This window comes from Leeuwenhoekiella polynyae (assembly GCF_004104075.1).
Taxonomy (GTDB): Bacteria; Bacteroidota; Bacteroidia; order Flavobacteriales; family Flavobacteriaceae; genus Leeuwenhoekiella; species Leeuwenhoekiella polynyae.
Window position 1 is genome coordinate 417,560 of sequence record NZ_QOVK01000002.1, and the last position, 17,342, is coordinate 434,901.

11 protein-coding genes and 3 tRNA genes are annotated in these 17,342 nt (G+C 39.5%); all 14 read left to right on the forward strand.

Going from position 1 to position 17,342, the window contains the following annotated elements; all coding sequences use genetic code 11:
* Positions 1–57: 57 nt before the first annotated feature.
* Positions 58–129 (forward strand) — tRNA-Gly (locus DSM02_RS05050).
* A 47-nt stretch (positions 130–176) separates the two neighbouring features.
* Positions 177–260, forward strand: a tRNA-Leu gene (locus tag DSM02_RS05055).
* 310 nt (positions 261–570) lie between these two features.
* Positions 571–1,182 carry a hypothetical protein gene (locus tag DSM02_RS05060; RefSeq protein ID WP_128764621.1) on the forward strand — a complete coding sequence of 204 codons (612 nt, stop codon included), beginning with the start codon at positions 571–573 and terminating at the stop codon, positions 1,180–1,182.
* 96 nt (positions 1,183–1,278) lie between these two features.
* Complete coding sequence (locus DSM02_RS05065) at positions 1,279–3,717, forward strand: zinc-dependent metalloprotease (RefSeq protein ID WP_128764622.1); 2,439 nt, start codon at positions 1,279–1,281, stop codon at positions 3,715–3,717.
* A gap of 224 nt (positions 3,718–3,941) precedes the next feature.
* The gene (locus DSM02_RS05070; protein WP_128764623.1) at positions 3,942–4,388 is read left to right on the forward strand and encodes a ferritin-like domain-containing protein; all 447 of its coding nucleotides are present in this window, start codon (positions 3,942–3,944) and stop codon (positions 4,386–4,388) included.
* Between the two features lie 155 nt (positions 4,389–4,543).
* Positions 4,544–4,990 (forward strand): ferritin-like domain-containing protein, encoded by a 447-nt coding sequence (locus DSM02_RS05075; RefSeq protein WP_128764624.1) that lies wholly within the window; start codon positions 4,544–4,546, stop codon positions 4,988–4,990.
* A gap of 200 nt (positions 4,991–5,190) precedes the next feature.
* Positions 5,191–9,573 (forward strand): DNA polymerase III subunit alpha, encoded by a 4,383-nt coding sequence (dnaE, locus tag DSM02_RS05080; protein ID WP_128764625.1) that lies wholly within the window; start codon positions 5,191–5,193, stop codon positions 9,571–9,573.
* A gap of 271 nt (positions 9,574–9,844) precedes the next feature.
* Complete coding sequence (locus tag DSM02_RS05085) at positions 9,845–11,641, forward strand: alpha-amylase family glycosyl hydrolase (protein WP_128764626.1); 1,797 nt, start codon at positions 9,845–9,847, stop codon at positions 11,639–11,641.
* A gap of 264 nt (positions 11,642–11,905) precedes the next feature.
* Complete coding sequence (gene trxA, locus DSM02_RS05090) at positions 11,906–12,223, forward strand: thioredoxin (protein ID WP_073098480.1); 318 nt, start codon at positions 11,906–11,908, stop codon at positions 12,221–12,223.
* A gap of 390 nt (positions 12,224–12,613) precedes the next feature.
* Entirely contained in the window at positions 12,614–13,159 is a 546-nt protein-coding gene (locus DSM02_RS05095; protein ID WP_128759956.1) for a ClpP family protease, read from the forward strand.
* 95 nt (positions 13,160–13,254) lie between these two features.
* Positions 13,255–14,184 carry a DUF58 domain-containing protein gene (locus DSM02_RS05100; protein WP_128764627.1) on the forward strand — a complete coding sequence of 310 codons (930 nt, stop codon included), beginning with the start codon at positions 13,255–13,257 and terminating at the stop codon, positions 14,182–14,184.
* Between the two features lie 113 nt (positions 14,185–14,297).
* A tRNA-Asp gene (locus DSM02_RS05105) sits at positions 14,298–14,371 on the forward strand.
* 250 nt (positions 14,372–14,621) lie between these two features.
* Positions 14,622–15,863, forward strand: coding sequence for a site-specific integrase (locus DSM02_RS05110; protein ID WP_317128226.1), 1,242 nt, complete (start codon positions 14,622–14,624; stop codon positions 15,861–15,863).
* Between the two features lie 461 nt (positions 15,864–16,324).
* Positions 16,325–16,780: a helix-turn-helix domain-containing protein gene (locus DSM02_RS05115; protein ID WP_128764628.1), complete on the forward strand. Its 456-nt coding sequence runs from the start codon at positions 16,325–16,327 to the stop codon at positions 16,778–16,780.
* Positions 16,781–17,342: the final 562 nt, after the last annotated feature.

Below are 17,342 nucleotides of genomic sequence, written 5' to 3' on the forward strand. Positions count from 1 at the left end.
ATTAAAGAAATCTTGTAAATTTGCATCCGCATTAGACAAGACGTTCTAATACAAATTGCGAAAGTAGCTCAGGGGTAGAGCATCACCTTGCCAAGGTGAGGGTCGCGGGTTCAAATCCCGTCTTTCGCTCTAAGAATTGCTCCATTATATAATGGGGTTTTTTATTGAAAGCCCAAGCTCGGGTGGTGGAATTGGTAGACACGTTGGACTTAAAATCCAATGAACATTAGTTCGTACGGGTTCAAGTCCCGTCCCGAGTACTAAAACCCTTATAAGCGTAGTGTTTATAAGGGTTTTTTAGTTAAAATTAAAAATATATTACCTGTTTTAAAATGATTTGCTCATTTTACTTCTGTATCTTTGCATATGTTTTTAACGTGTTAATTTTAAAATTAGCTTTGTTCTAAAACACACCCCCTACAAATAAATATAAATTTTATGTTCATCTTGACTATAAGGGCATATTATTTGTATCATTATGATAAAGACCTTCATTGATGTTTTTAACACTCAGTGCGGTTTTTGAAGTTTAAATTTGTAGTAATTGCCCATGCGCCCTGAATTCAATATATGATTTTATCCAAATTTTTCAAAAACTCTAATAACCTAGATAAAGATTTAGAACGCAATCTACTTTTTTCTCCTAACTATTTAATTAGAGAGCTCAAAACTGGTGAAAATAAACAGTTTGTTCTTGGTGGTCATTCCATCATTACTATTGAACAAATTAACGGTAGCCACAAAGGTTTGTATTTTAACCGCACACGAACTTCCAAGTCTAACAAACTAGATCTTGATCCCAAAAATCAATTACATTTAGGTTTTCATACCATAGATGATATTAATTATCTTATACTTGGAACCCGCCAAGAGCTTGCAAAGCTTAAAGCCGGTGATACGCTAGAAATCACTTTTAAAAATGACGACAAGCTAACTTTTGCTCTAGAAGCCAGCCCTAAATTACCTGAAAAGAATAAGAACTACTCCTGTAATTTGCGCGCCAAATTATCTAATGATCAATTGCAATTGTTTAAAACCAAATTGATTCAATCGTATCAATTTTCTTCAAACCTATTAGACACCGCTATTAAAAAGGACTTTGACAAAGAGTTTAGCCGTAAGTTTAGAGAAGTTGCACAATCTTATATTTTTTGTTTAGAAGGCTATTACAAAACAAAATAAGTCAAAAAAAAACAATCTCAATATATCACAAAAAGGACTTCTTAAAGAGGTCCTTTTTATTTTTAATGAGTAAATTCTGCCTTAAAACTTTTTAAAATGCTAAAACGATTTTCCCTAATCTTAGCAGCCTCACTTACCCTATACGGCTGCAAAACTCAAAAAAACACATTATCTCCTAAACATTCTGAAAAAACCGAGTCTAAAAAATCAAAGTTTAAATCTTATAATGAGATCATAACTGATGATGCAGCAAGCGATCCAGGTCTTTTTACCACACACCGGGTAGACGATAAATTATATCTTGAAATACCCGATTCTCTTCTAGGAAAAGATATGCTACTCGTAAGTCGAATTGCTAAAGTTCCTGCCGGCTATGGCGGAGGCTATGTGAATGCAGGGTCAAAAGTTAATGAGCAAGTTATTCGCTGGGTAAGACGCGGTGATAAAATTGACGTAAAAGTAATCAGTTTTGAAAATAAAAGTGACAAAGAAAGCCCTATTTACAAATCGGTAGAAGCTAACAACTTCTACCCTATTCTTTTCAGTGCTGAAATCAAGACTTTCAGTAAAGATTCTACAGGAGCTGTAATAGATGCTACTGATTTATTCACTCAGGATATTGGAGCCATAAATGCTATTTCTCCTCGTTTAAGAAAAGAATACAAAGTCAAACGTCTTGACGGAAGCAGAACATATATCGAATCTGCACACGCATATCCGCAAAATGTAGAGGTCAAGCATGTAATGACTTACGATGCTGAAGAGCCACCAGAAAGAGATCAGGCTGAAACGCTTACTTTTCTTATGAATCAATCGATGATTTTACTGCCCGAAGATAAAATGCAACCCCGTATTGCAGATCCTCGCGTAGGTTGGTTCTCCATCAAAAAATACGATTATGATTCTGACGCTTTAAAATCTGATGACTATCAAATTATTCGTCGTTGGAGGTTAGAGCCTAAAGATATAGAAGCCTACAAACGCGGCGAACTCGTAGAACCTGTTAAACCCATTGTTTATTACTTAGATCCTGCGACTCCATTAAAGTGGCGGCCTTATTTCAAAAAAGGTATTGAAGACTGGAATAAAGCTTTTGAAGGTGCTGGCTTTAAAAATGCTATTATCGCTAAAGACCCACCAACTAAAGAGGAAGACCCTGAGTTTAGTCCGGAAGATGTACGTTATTCTGTAATTAGATATGTTGCCAGCACTACTCGTAATGCTGTTGGGCCTTCAGTATCTGACCCGCGAACGGGTGAAATTCTTGAGTCTGATGTGATTTGGTATCACAACCACCTGCGTTCGTATCGAAACCGGTTTATGATTGAGGCCGGAGCTCAAAATCCTGCTGCCCGCACACTAGAAACTCCTGAAGAAGAAATCGGCGAAATGATGCGTATGGTTATTGCTCACGAAGTGGGGCACGCGATAGGATTACCACACAATATGAAGGCTAGTTCAGCCTACCCTACAGACTCGCTACGCGTGGCTTCTTTTACGCAGAAATACGGCCTCACCCCTTCTATAATGGATTATGCCCGTGTTAATTATGTAGCGCAACCCGAAGACAAAGGCGTTCGCTACATTCGCATGATGGGACCTTATGATATGTATGCTGTAAACTGGGGTTATCGTTATTTACCAGAAGCTAACAACCCAGAAGCTGAAAAGAAAACTTTAGATAAATGGATTTTAGAAAAAGCCGGAAATCCCTGGTATGAGTTTGGAAGCTCTAGAGGGATAGACCCGCATTCTCAAACTGAAAGCCTAGGGGATGATAACATTAAAGCAAGCACATACGGCTTGGCTAACCTTAAAAAGGTTGTTCCTAATTTGATTGGCTGGACTACAAAAGACGGTTACGGCTATGACGATTTACAGGAAGTTTACCGCGAACTCAATTATTTATGGAGAGGTTATGTGAATCACGTAATCACAAACGTTGGTGGAGTTTACGAAACCATTAAAACTGCTGATCAAGACGGTACTGTTTATGAACCGGTCCCTAAAGAAATCCAGAAGGAAGCAGTTGACTTTTTAAATGAGAATGCATTTAATACTCCTGAATGGCTTCTAGACATAGAGATTTTAAATCGAATTGAAGCTAGCGGAGCTATTGATCAGGTTAAAAGTATTCAGACCTATGCTCTCAATCGCCTGTTAGACGACTCTCGCATCAGCAGAATGATTGAAAATGTTCAAACTAATGGCGCTGAGGCTTATTCTCCGGTTGCATTGATGAACGATTTGAGAACTGGGATTTTTAGTGAATTATACCGCGGTCAAAAAACTGATGCATATCGCAGAAACCTGCAACGCACCTATGTTGATATAGCAACAAACTATCTAAAGAATCTGGAAGCAGGAGAAAATCAAGATCTTTTGATCTCTGATGTTTTACCCCTTATGCGTGGTGAATTGAGCCGCTTGCGCAGAGATATCAATGCACGCAAAAACAACACTTCAGACACATTAACTCGGTATCACTATTCAGATTTAATTGCTCGTATAGACGCTGCTTTTAAAGCCGAATAAATAATTTCAACATACTTTTAAAGTATTTATCCAGTGATAAATACTCTTAGCAAACGCTCCTTCCGTTGGGAAGGAGCGTTATTTTTTTAACAGAAAAATTCTTAATCAAGCTGTTAATTTGACCTAAAACAGGTTAAACCCTGTTAATTGCAAATACTGAAAACTAATCTGTGATAACTTGGTAATAGTTTCATTAATAATTGAAGCACCAAAAAATCACAACTATGAGTTATTCAGAAGAAATGGGCAAAAAGCTCAACGATTTATTAGAAAAGAATTACGATGCAGAAGCAGGTTATAAAAATGCTGCCGAAAAAGTAGCCAATGCTTCTCTCAAAAACTACTTACTAAGCCGGGCGCAGGATCGTTACGATTTTGGTCATGAATTAAAAGCCGAATTAAAAACCTTTGGTCAGGATCCTGAAAAAGGAACGAGCCTTGCCGGAGACGCGCACCGTTTGTGGATGGATTTAAAAACAGCTATTTCTTCAGATAAAGATGAAGCTGTTTTAGAAGAAACTATTAGAGGGGAAAATGCTGCTTTAGAAGAGTATGAAGAAATTTTAAATGATAGTACTCTACCGGCATCAACCAAAGCAATAATTAGCAAGCAGCGCAACAGTCTTAAAAGCGCTTTAGAAGACGCTAAAGAATTAGAAGTACTAGCTTAAAATTTAAAAGATACTGTTAAAGTGACACGAGCAACGTTAAACAGTCTTAATTGATTTGCTTTCAGACACTTTAACTTATATATTAATAATGGACGGTAACGAAACATTCGTCTTACTAACCAAAAATTGTTTCGATAATTAAAAGAAGATAGAAGATGAAGTATAGCGAAAAGATTTCGAATAAGTTAAATGAATTATTAACCAAAAATTACGATGCCGAAGCTGGTTATAAACTCGCTTCTGAAAACGTAAAAAATAATACGCTAAAAGAATATTTTAATCGCAGAGCCAAAGAACGTTACGATTTTGGCCACCAGATTAAGAATGAAATTAAAGTATATGGCGAGACTCCAGATAAGGGAACAAGCTTAAAAGGTGATGCCCATCGACTGTGGATGAATGTCAAATCAACTTTATCTAAAGACAATGAAGAGTCTATTTTAGAAGAGACAATTCGTGGTGAAAAAAACGCAATCGAAGAATACAATAACATTCTCCAAGAGCCTAATATGCCACCAACAACAGAGTCTATTCTAAAGGCTCAACGTGATACTATTAAAAGTGCTTTAGAGGAAGTAAAAGCATTTGAAATAATGGTATAGAACCATTCTATTTGAATTAGCCGACACCATTGGGTGTCAAAAAGCAGTCCTAATTTTATTTTTAGGACTGCTTTTTTTTATGGGTTCACACACCGTTAATAACTCTCCAAAACTTAACTTTTTAAAGCCTGTCTTTTTCTTTAATTTTAAACTTTTCCCTACCTCCTATCCCGAGAAAAGTAACCTAAAGAAAACCAGCGATGTACCTGATATTTGATACTGAAACTACCGGCTTACCCAAGAACTGGAACGCTCCCATCACCGATTCTGACAACTGGCCCAGAGCCATACAAATCGCGTGGCAGTTGCATGACGATATGGGGAACTGCATTGAACATCAGGATTATTTAATTCGTCCTGACGGATTCGACATTCCATTTGATGCCGAGCGTATTCACGGTATTTCAACCGAGCTTGCCCAACGGGATGGTTTACCTCTGGGAGAGGTTTTAGGAAAATTTAAAGCTGCATTAGAGAAAACAAAATTTGTTGTAGGTCAAAACGTAGGTTTTGATGTTAACATTATGGGTGCTGAATTTCACAGACTGGATGTCTCCAACCAGTTGCAGGAGCTTCCGGTTTTAGACACCTGTACCGAAACTACAGCGCAGCTTTGCCAGATTCCCGGGGGACGTGGTGGTAAATTTAAACTTCCCACCCTTACTGAGCTGCATCAGTATTTGTTCGGGAAGCCTTTTGGTGAAGCACACAATGCAACTGCCGATGTGGAAGCAACTACGCGTTGCTTTTTTGAGCTGGTACGTCGACGCATGTTCACACAGGAAGAACTAGACGTTCCGGCAGGGTACTTTGAAGATTTCCAGGAAGCCAATCCGCAGCCTATTGAGTTCATCGGTTTAAAACACATAAACCTCAAAGCTGCTTCTGAAGAAATACGCAAAACGCTGCAGAAAGCAGATCAGGCTGATATTTCTAAAGAAGAAATTAAAGAGAATAAAGAGCAACTTGCCAAGGTAGATTTTGTGCATTTGCACAATCATTCTCAATTCTCTATTCTTCAGTCTACCTCAAGTGTGCACGACATTGTGAATGCTGCAAAAAAGCATCAAATGCCTGCAGTAGGCATTAGTGATATGGGGAATATGATGGCTGCTTTCCATTTTGTGAAAGCATTAACCGCACACAATAAAGCAGCTCTTGCTAAAAATAAAGAACTTGAAGAAGCCGGTGAAGAGCCTACAGAAACGGTTATAAAACCTATTGTCGGAATAGAACTCAACGTCTGCCAGGATCACACCAACAAAAGCCAAAAAGATAACGGCTATCAGATTGTATTCATCGCCAAAAACAAAAAAGGCTATCACAATCTGGCAAAAATGGCATCGCTCGCCTACACAGACGGTTTTTATTATGTGCCGCGTATAGATCGTAAAATTGTAGAGCGCTATAAAGAAGACCTCATCGTTCTTACAGGTAACCTGTATGGAGAAGTACCCAGTAAGGTGCTCAATGTGGGTGAAAAACAAGCCGAAGAAGCTTTATTGTGGTGGAAAGAAACCTTTGGAGACGATCTGTACATCGAGATCATGCGTCACGGGCAGGAAGATGAAGACCGTGTGAATCAAACGCTGGTCGAGTTTTCTAAAACACACGATGTAAAACTGGTTGCGACTAATAATACCTTTTACATTGATAAAGAAGATGCGACGGCTCACGATATTTTACTCTGTGTAAAAGACGGTGAAAAAGTAGCAACCCCTAAGGGCCGCGGCCGCGGCTATCGCTTTGGTCTGGATAACGAAGAATACTACTTCAAGTCTGCAGATGAGATGAAAGCCCTGTTTACAGACCTGCCGGAAGCAATAAGCAATGTAACCGAGGTTGTAGATAAAATTGAAGCGTTTGTTTTGGCCCGGGACGTACTCTTACCGGCATTTACCATTCCTGAAGAATTTCAGTTTGAAGAAGATAAACTGGACGGTGGCAAACGCGGGGAAAACAAATACCTGAAACACATCACCTTTGAAGGTGCTAAAAAACGCTATCCGGAAATCACACCCGATATTGAAGAACGCCTCAACTTTGAGCTGAGCGTTATTGAAAACACGGGATATCCCGGGTATTTCCTCATTGTGGAAGATTTCATCCGCGAAGCCCGAAATATGGATGTATCAGTAGGTCCCGGCCGGGGTTCTGCTGCCGGTAGTGCGGTGGCGTATTGTTTGGGAATTACGAATATTGACCCGATTAAGTACGATCTGCTTTTTGAGCGTTTCTTAAATCCGGATCGGGTGAGTATGCCCGATATTGATATCGACTTTGATGACGAGGGCCGAAGCCGGGTTATGGATTATGTAATCAATAAATACGGCGCCAATCAGGTGGCGCAGATCATCACTTACGGTACGATGGCTGCTAAATCTTCGATTCGGGATACGGCTCGGGTTTTAGATCTTCCGTTAGGAGATGCCGATCGTATTGCCAAGCTGATCCCCAATATGTCGAAGCTCGCTAAAATCTTTGGGCAGAGCGAGGCTGATCTGAAAAAGAAATTCCGTTCTGACGATCTGGTCAAGGTTAACGAACTACTCAATCTGGCAGAAGGTGATGATCTTGAGGGGCAAACGCTGCGTCGTGCACGTCAGCTAGAGGGCTCGGTGCGTAATACCGGGATTCACGCCTGTGGGGTGATCATCACGCCTGATGATATCACCAATTTCGTTCCGGTTTCCACTGCTAAAGATTCAGACCTCTACGTCACCCAGTTTGACAACTCGGTGGTTGAGGAAGCCGGACTCCTAAAAATGGACTTCCTGGGTCTGAAGACCCTGACGCTGATTAAAGACACCGTAAAACTGGTGAAACACAAGCACGGTATCGATCTCGACCCCGATAGTTTTCCGTTAGATGATGAAAAAACATACGAGCTATTCCAGCGGGGAGATACGGTAGGTATTTTTCAGTATGAATCTCCCGGAATGCAAAAACACATGCAGGCGCTTAAGCCTACGGTTTTTGAAGATTTGATCGCGATGAATGCGCTCTACCGCCCGGGACCTATGGAATATATCCCGAGCTTTATCGCACGGAAACACGGGGATGAAGAAATTCAGTATGACCTTCCTGCGATGGAGGAATACTTAGAAGAAACCTATGGAATTACAGTTTATCAGGAGCAGGTGATGCTCTTGTCACAGAGTCTGGCAGGCTTTAGCAAAGGTGATGCCGATGTCTTGCGGAAAGCGATGGGTAAAAAGATCTTTGCCCTGCTGGAAAAATTAAAGCCGCAGTTTTTAGACGGTGGGGAGAAAAACGGCCACGACCGAAAGATCCTCGAAAAGATCTGGAAAGACTGGGAAGCTTTTGCAGCCTATGCCTTTAACAAGTCGCACTCTACCTGCTACGCGTGGATTGCCTACCAAACCGCGTATTGTAAGGCCCACTACCCTGCCGAATATATGGCGGCTGTGCTTTCTAACAATATGAACGACATCAAGCAGGTGACCTTTTTTATGGAAGAATGTAAGCGTATGGGGCTGGAAGTATTGGGACCTGATGTCAATGAATCGTTTAGAAAGTTTACCGTAAACGATCAAGGCGCTGTACGTTTTGGTATGGGAGCCGTAAAAGGTGTTGGTGCAAATGCCGTAAAGACCATTGTAGAAAATCGAAAAGACGCTCCGTACCGCTCGGTTTTCGATCTGGCTAAACGCATTGATCTGCGGGCAGCAAATAAAAAAGCTTTTGAAAGTCTGGCGCTTGCCGGCGGTTTTGACAGCTTCCCTACATCCCATCGCGCACAATATTTTAAAGATGAAGGCGATGGCATTACTTTTTTAGAAAAGGCTGTAAAATACGGAGCGAAGTTTCAGGAAAATGAAAATTCTGCTCAGGTAAGTTTGTTTGGCGAAGCCAGTGAAGTACAAATTCCGGAGCCGGTGGTTCCTCCTTGTGAAGAATGGGGAACGATGGAAAAACTGCGTCGCGAAAAAGAAGTAGTGGGTATTTATATTAGTGGTCACCCGCTTGATGATTTTCAGCTAGAAATGGATAATTTCTGTAACGGGAAAATCAAAGATTTCAACAATCTGGATCAGCACCTCAACCGCGAGCTCACCATTGGCGGAGTGATTTCTGACGTACAACACCGGGTTTCTAAAAACGGAAAAGGTTGGGCGGCATTTACCGTTGAAGATTTTGAAGAGTCGTTTGAGTTTAGAATGTTTGGTGAAGAGTACCTCAAATTCAGGCACTTTTTAATTCCTAATTCGTTTGTGCATATGCGGGCGTTTGTACGTGAAGGATGGACGAATCGGGATACCGGTAAAAAAGGTGATCCACGGATACAGTTCAACAACTTTATGCAACTGCAGGACGTGATGGAAACCTTTAGTAAAAAGCTCACCATCAATCTGGATCTAAAAGAAGTGCAAAGCAACCGCATTGAAGAACTGCGCGAAACCTTATTCAACCACCGTGGTGATCATAACCTGCATTTTTATGTGTTTGAATCTGAACAGAAAATCGCACTTCAAATGCCAAGCAGAAAGAAAAAGGTAAAAATTAGTAGTGCGTTGTTACAGGAATTAAAAGCGCAACGGTTTAGCTTTAAACTCAATTAGGTGGCGAGGCGTCACAGCCAAAATAAAGAACATAATGGTATTCTTAGGATTTAAGGATTTTCTATCCCGCTAAACGGTTTCGGTTTTTTAATCACAATATATTCGACCCTGAACTGAATTCAGGGTCGTGTGACAACGATTCTGTAAACCGTTCTAAACCCGCTTAACTTCCAAATTAATTTTTATACTTTATTTCACAGTTAAGCAATTCATAAAAAGCGCATTAGATTTCGGTTTTAAGGTAATTTCACTTTAAAAATCAAGAATCGCTATGCAAACCACAATAGAAAAATCAGCCGGAATGGGTGCTGTTATAAATGACGGTATTACCACCTTTAGAGTCTGGGCACCCAATGCTGACAAAATTTTTGTAACCGGGGATTTTAACGACTGGAACGAAACCAACTTTCCGCTAGATTCTGAACAAAACGGATACTGGTCCGGAGTTACCAGCGATGCGCAGGAAGGTCAGGAATACAAATACCTCATTCATAACGGAGCGCATAAATTTTTCCGCAATGATCCTTATGCTTTTGAATTGACCAATAGTAACGGCAATACGATTATTCGCTCTTTAGATTTTGACTGGGAAGGTGATGCTTTTGAGATGCACGACTGGAACAAGTTGGTTATTTATGAGTTGCACGTAGGTACCTTTAATCGTAAAGAAGCAGATCAGGTGGGTACGTTTGAAGATATCATTGAAAAATTACCTTACCTCAAAGATTTAGGCATTAACTGTATTGAACTTTTACCGGTTGCTGAGTTTGCCGGCGGTATATCGTGGGGCTATAATCCTGCACATCCCTTTGCCATTGAGCAGGATTACGGCGGGCCTAAAGGTCTTGCCAAACTGGTTAAAGAAGCTCACAAAGCAGGAATTGCGATCATCATGGATGTGGTGTACAATCATTTTGGCCCCTCTGATGTTGATCTGTGGCAGTTTGATGGTTGGAGCGCAAACGACAAAGGCGGGATTTATTTCTACAACGATCACCGCAGCACCACACCATGGGGCGATACGCGACCGGATTACGGCAGACAGGAAGTGCGTCAATATTTACGCGACAACGCCTTGATGTGGATAGAAAAATACCATTGTGACGGTCTGCGTCTGGATGCTACTTCATATATACGTTATGAAGGCGGCGGTATTGGCGAAATGCGCGTAATTGAGGAGGGCAACCAAATGATGCGTGAGATCAATCTCGAATTGCAAACCAAATACCCCAAAGTACTCACCATTGCTGAAGATTTAAAAGGTGATGAGTTTGTTACTAACGGTATTGCTTATGGTGGTATTGGTTACGGTGCGCAGTGGGATTCGCATTTTGTGCATCCCGTACGCGAAGTACTTCTGGATACGCACGATGACAGCCGGGACCTTCAAAAAATTGTAGATGCGCTCAAATATACCTATAGCGGAAATGTATTCAAACGAGTCGTATATACCGAATCACATGACGAGGTCGCTAATGGTAAAGCCCGTGTACCTGAAGAAATTCAGCCGGGAGATGCCGAAAGTGAATTTGCAAAAAGACGCGCGGTGCTGGGAATTGTACTTACGCTAACCGCTCCGGGAATTCCCATGCTTTTTCAAGGGCAGGAATTTATAGAAGATGAGTACTTTCAAGATACCGAGCAATTAGACTGGGATAAAGAAGAACGCTTTTCCGGAATCAGACAACTGGTAAGTGATGTGATTAAATTGCGTACCGGTACCAGCGGAGGTGCTAACGGACTCAATGGACAACATCTGGACGTTATTCATTTTAATCCTGAAACTAAAATTCTGGCTTTTAAACGCGGTGGCAGTGAAGAAGAAGAGGCATTGATTATTCTGAATTTCAGAAATCAGGAATATTTAGATTATGGGATCGGCATGGATAATAACCATGATTGGAAATTGCGTATCAATGCTGACTGGAAGGGTTATGACGCAGATTTTTCTGATCTTGAAGTAAACGATCTAAAACTTGAAGAACAAGAAACGGATGGTCGTCCATTTACAGGAAAATTCAATATCCCGGGATATGGCGCGCTCATTTATACGGCTGTAAAAAATTAATTGATAAGCCGCGTGAAGGATTGCAGTGAAAAGCCTGCCTGTGCCGGCAGGCAAGCCCACAGCCCCGTCCCGATGGTAATCGGGATCAGGGGCGCGGACTTGCAACAGAAAGCCTGACCCTTGTGGTCACGCCAAAACTTGACAGATTGTATATTTAAAATCAATTAAACTGATCAAAACATAATCAAATCTAATTCGCTCCTTGTAAGCTTTAGAAGAATAATTGACTAATTTTACATTAATAACCTAAATAACAGAATTAAAATGGCACTAGAAATAACAGACGCAAACTTTGAAGAAGCGGTACTACAATCAGAAAAACCGGTCTTAGTAGACTTTTGGGCTGCTTGGTGCGGACCTTGTAGAATGGTAGGTCCCGTAATTGAAGAGATCAGCAAAGAGTACGAAGGGAAAGCCGTGATAGGTAAACTGGATGTAGATGCTAATCAGGAGTTTGCTGCAAAATACGGTGTGCGTAATATACCTACTGTTTTAATGTTTAAAGGCGGAGAAGTTGTAGGACGCCAGGTAGGTGTTGCTCCTAAAAATGTATATACAGAAGCGATAGACGGATTATTATAGTCTTATATTATGTTTCTTAAAAATAAAAAAGGTTTGGCTTAGCGTCAGACCTTTTTTATTGGATGCTGTTGAGCACAACCCTTCACAAGGCTTTACTGTTTTATAAGCATTTCACAAGTTTATTGTTTATACTTGTTAGGGAGATTTAAAAATTGTACCGAAATTTACGGGGTAGTCAAGACGTGAAGTTTTGGCTCATCCTAAAGTAACTTCCTAAGGGCAAGCTCACGACGGATGCTTTAGAAACAAATTTTCAATTTCGAGGCAAGCCTCGGGGGTATTAAACCCTTTGGCGGTGCCAAAAAAAAGGAAATTTTATTCGGTTTAGGCTTTTTTCAGTTGGAGTAAGCTGAAGGTTCAATACCGATTAAAACTATTTAAAATTAAATTATGGAAACTAAAAAAGGAAAACCTCAAGATAGTATAGATGCAAAATTACTTGAAGAACGCAAAGTGTTCTTATGGGGGCAGGTAGATGATAAAAGTGCGAAACATGTTGTGGACCGCTTATTATATCTTGATGCGCTAAGCAATGACGAAATTCAATTTTACATCAACAGCCCGGGTGGTTATGTGACTTCCGGCTTCTCTATTTACGACACGATCAAGTCAATAAAGAGCCCGGTTTCTACTATATGTACCGGTCTTGCGGCTAGTATGGGAAGTATTTTACTTTCGGTAGGCGAAAAAGGACGTCGCTTCATTCAACCACACGCGCGTGTGATGATTCATCAACCTAGCGGTGGTGCTCGTGGACAAGCTAGTGATATTGAAATTACCGCTCAGGAAATCTTAAAAACAAAAGAATTGAGTGCAAAAATTCTTGCTGAAAATTGCGGTCAGGATTATGATAAAGTAATGAAAGATTTTAACCGTGATCATTGGATGGGTGCAGATGAGTCTGTCGCTTATGGTATAGTTGACGGAATCGTTTAATAACAGTACGCAGTCTCAGTTTGTAGTTGATAGTTTTATAACTGCAACTGAAAACTGAGACTGAAAACTGATACTAAATACTGCCTGCTAAACATATGGATCTTCAAGCGCATCTTAATACAATAACCGGTTTTAATAATCTGGAGCTCCTCGCAGGTCAGATCGTTGAAGGATTTATCAGCGGAATGCATAAGAGTCCGTTTCACGGGTTTTCGGCAGAGTTTGCAGAGCACAAGGTTTATAATGCAGGCGAAAGCACTAAACACATAGATTGGAGACTCTACGCCCGCACCGATAAGTTGTATACCAAGCGCTATGAGGAAGAAACAAACCTACGTTGTCACCTTATTGTAGATAACAGCAGTAGTATGCATTATCCTGCATTAAAAAGCAGCGATTTAAACAAGCCCAATAAAATTGCATTTTCGGTTTTAGCGTCTGCAGCAATCATGCAGCTGATGAAAAAACAACGCGATGCGGTGGGCCTGAGTGTTTATGCAGAAAACTTTGAGTTTTACGCTCCTGAAAAAGGAAGTGAGCGGCATCATCATATGCTACTTGATCAGCTCAATCAGATTTTGATCAAACCGAACAAGAATAACAAAACAGATACTTACGCCAATCTGCATTTTATAGCTGAAAAATTAAAACGCAGATCTCTGGTGTTTTTGTTTAGCGATTTATTCCAAAATGAGATTCAGCAGGAAAAAACCTTTGAAGCATTACAGCATTTAAAGTACAACAAACATGAGGTTGTCCTGTTTCATACGTATGATAGTGCTACGGAATTAAATTTTGATTTTGACAGCACACCTAAGCGTTTTGAAGATATAGAAACCGGAAAAAGTATAGACGTTTTTTCTGAAAATCTAAAAGACGCTTATTACGAATCTGTAAACAAGTACTTTAGCGCATTAAAATTGCGCTGTGCGCAGTATAATATTAAGTATGTAAGCGCAGATATACAGCGTGGTTTCGCTCCTATTCTGAGTACTTTTTTAGTAGAGCGCAGGCAGTTTTTATAGGATTTAAAAAAAGTTTAAAAAATTGTTTGCACACTTAAAAAATGAGTGTATATTTGCACCCGCAAGAAAGGAAATGGTCAACACTTCTAATCTTGAAAAGTTCTTAAAATATTGGTCTGGTAGTTCAGTTGGTTAGAATACATGCCTGTCACGCATGGGGTCGCGGGTTCGAGTCCCGTCCAGACCGCTAGGAGTTATTCCAAATTACTCTAAAAGCCTGTAAATCATATGATTTACAGGCTTTTTTATTTTATTTAATGTCGTTTAATATCAAATAATTCCATCCAAAAGGTGCGCGATTCGGTGAGTCTTTTTAAACTCGAAAAAGACTCACCTCGAAACCTCCTAAAGTGTTAAAATAAAAGAGCTTACACGATTTATTTAACACTTTTTAATTAGGACTTTTGTACTTTAAATCCCTCATTTAAAAGACAAAAATGATGGCAAGTTCTATTTCAATCCTTTTCTATCCAAAAACTTCAGCTAAGAAATCATTAAAGGCAGCTACTATTTATTCCAGAATCACAGTAGATTCCAAGCGCAGCGAGTTTTCAACCCAACATAAGGCAACAGACAAGTGGGATCCCAAACTTGGAAAGATGATGGGTACCAGTGCAGAAGCCCGAATGGTGAACCGACACCTGGACGACGTACGAACTAAAGTTTATGAGATCTACGACAGGTTACTCCGAGAAGACAAACCGATTTCTGCGCAAATTATAAGAGATATGTATCAAGGCAAAGATGATGAGCAAAGAATGCTTCTTGAGCTATTTAAAGAGCATAACGACCGTATTGAAAGTCTTATCGGAAAAGGATACTCAACTGGTACGCTGCAACGCTACAAAGCAGCCCGAACGCACTTACAGAATTACTTACTTTTCCTGAAAAAGAAAAATGACATAGCCCTACGAGAAATTGATTACCAATTTATATCAGGATTTGAGCATTATTTAAAATCTGAAAAGAATTGTGCGCACAATACAGCGACAAAATACATCGTCAATTTTAAAAAAATCATGCGTATAGCGCTAGCCAATCAATATATAGACAAAGACCCTTTCTTTCATTGGAAATCCAATTGGAAAACCAAGGAACGGGAATTTTTAACTAGTGATGAATTGAATAAACTCGCTCACAAAGAATTTACAATTACACGCCTGGAACAGGTACGCGATATTTTTCTCTTTTGTTGCTTTACCGGTCTTGCCTATGCCGATGTAAATAAGCTAAGTCCAAATGATATCATTCCGGGAATTAATGGTCAACACTGGATAAAAACAAAACGGCAAAAGACCAATACTTTAAGCAGCATTCCCCTACTACCGACAGCATTCGAAATTTTAGAAAAGTACAAAGAGCACTCGTGTAGAACCGAGCAGGAAAAATTACTCCCCGTACTTACCAATCAAAAGTCAAATGCGTATTTAAAAGAAATCGCAGATGTTTGTGGAATCAACAAAAGTTTAACCACGCACTTAGCGCGCCATACATTCGCAACAACGGTTACTTTATCTCGTGGAGTACCTATGGAAACCGTGAGCAAAATGCTGGGGCATACATCGCTTAAAACCACTCAGCTTTATGCCAAAGTTTTGGATTCTAAAATCAGTTCAGATATGGAACTATTAAAACAGCAAGGAACATTGATCAATCCTAAAGGCGAAAAAATCAATTAAGCGAGCTCCTAATAAATTTGATCCGATTTGATAGTATTTGTAAACTATAAAGATGTACCAAAATGCACCAAGTACTGCATCTAGAAGTGACCTACTACTGCACCAACAAGCGCACTAGGTAGTGAATCGTTATATAAAACATGTATAAACAGTATAAAACATAAATAAACATGCCATGGCATTTTAAATATAACTTTTTTATTTTCAGCGTCCTAACAATTTCAAACAAAAGTCTCTCTTCAAAAATAACAGTGTTTTAAAGCTTCAGAATTGACGATCTATTAAAAAAGTATAGCTTCTTATGAAATAAAAAAAAGTTCCTCAAATCAGGTTTAAAATTCCGTTTGTAAATGGCTATTCAATAGTAAGTTTATACTTATGCCACCTGTTAAGTTTTTACTTTTATTTCGAATGTTTCGTTTATTTCGTTTAATTTTGTGTCAGATCAATTAACTAGAGCAATGGAAGAATTAAAGAATATAAAGAGACCCTCTAAGGAGGAACAATCTACAGCATTTGAATCGTATAATGCACTAGAGGCGGCATTGAAAGATATTAAGGATAAATCTCCTGAAATTGAAATTGAAGAAACTAGAGAAAAAATTAGAGTTCCCTTAAAAGCCCTGAAATTGTTGGCTAAAATTCTAAAAGCTATGGGTGATGGAAAACCAATTTCCATAGTTCCAATAGCTGCAGAAATGACTACTCAGGCTGCAGCAGAATTTTTAGGGTGTTCCAGACCTCATTTTGTAAAATTATTAGAGGAGGGAAAAATTCCATTTACAAAAATTGGTAAACATCGAAGGGTAAAGTTTGAGGATGTTGCTAATTATAAGGATCAAATGAAGAAAGAGCAGGAAGCTTTAATTATTCAAATGATGAAGTCAGACGAAGAATACGGATTATATGATTCATAGTGTTCGCTTTATTTGTGTCCTGGACAACCGGAACTTTAATTCCTGTTTATCAATTGATATGCTAAGTTACTCTTTCCAAAACGTATCAGCTTACGGAATTCCTTATCCTCATTTGTGTAACCCTTTCAATATTAAGAAACCAAAATGTATAACTATACGCGGATTAAGACATTAATTCTATTGCAAAAAGGCTCCTAAATCAAGCCCCAAGCAAGGCATCCCCTAGGCAAAGGCATAGCAAAGCCTAGGATAGTGTATGAAGAGTGTATGAAAACGGCATTTTAAATGCCTGAATTTAAGAATTTGTTAACACATACTGTTTTATTCAATACTGGAAGTGACTTTTAATTGTTTATATGACTTAAGGCAAATTGGAGAAGAATACCCGATTTTAAAAGGCACTCACGCCATACATAGCCCGACACTGGCTATTTCGGAGTAATGGTGCCAGCTGTTTCGGTCAAACAGTGCCACTTTAAAAGATACTGCAATTATATATAAAATTAATGTTACTCGTTCTTTAAAGCTCCTTTTCTTAGAGACTCTCCTTTTAGGTCAATGC

Coding starts and splice junctions, on each gene's coding strand:
- DSM02_RS05100 (WP_128764627.1), top strand. CDS start 13,255: ATGGATCTTCAAGCGCATCTTAATACAATAACCGGTTTTAATAATCTG.
- DSM02_RS05075 (WP_128764624.1), top strand. CDS start 4,544: ATGAAGTATAGCGAAAAGATTTCGAATAAGTTAAATGAATTATTAACC.
- dnaE (WP_128764625.1), top strand. CDS start 5,191: ATGTACCTGATATTTGATACTGAAACTACCGGCTTACCCAAGAACTGG.
- DSM02_RS05085 (WP_128764626.1), top strand. CDS start 9,845: ATGCAAACCACAATAGAAAAATCAGCCGGAATGGGTGCTGTTATAAAT.
- DSM02_RS05115 (WP_128764628.1), top strand. CDS start 16,325: ATGGAAGAATTAAAGAATATAAAGAGACCCTCTAAGGAGGAACAATCT.
- trxA (WP_073098480.1), top strand. CDS start 11,906: ATGGCACTAGAAATAACAGACGCAAACTTTGAAGAAGCGGTACTACAA.
- DSM02_RS05060 (WP_128764621.1), top strand. CDS start 571: ATGATTTTATCCAAATTTTTCAAAAACTCTAATAACCTAGATAAAGAT.
- DSM02_RS05110 (WP_317128226.1), top strand. CDS start 14,622: ATGATGGCAAGTTCTATTTCAATCCTTTTCTATCCAAAAACTTCAGCT.
- DSM02_RS05095 (WP_128759956.1), top strand. CDS start 12,614: ATGGAAACTAAAAAAGGAAAACCTCAAGATAGTATAGATGCAAAATTA.
- DSM02_RS05070 (WP_128764623.1), top strand. CDS start 3,942: ATGAGTTATTCAGAAGAAATGGGCAAAAAGCTCAACGATTTATTAGAA.
- DSM02_RS05065 (WP_128764622.1), top strand. CDS start 1,279: ATGCTAAAACGATTTTCCCTAATCTTAGCAGCCTCACTTACCCTATAC.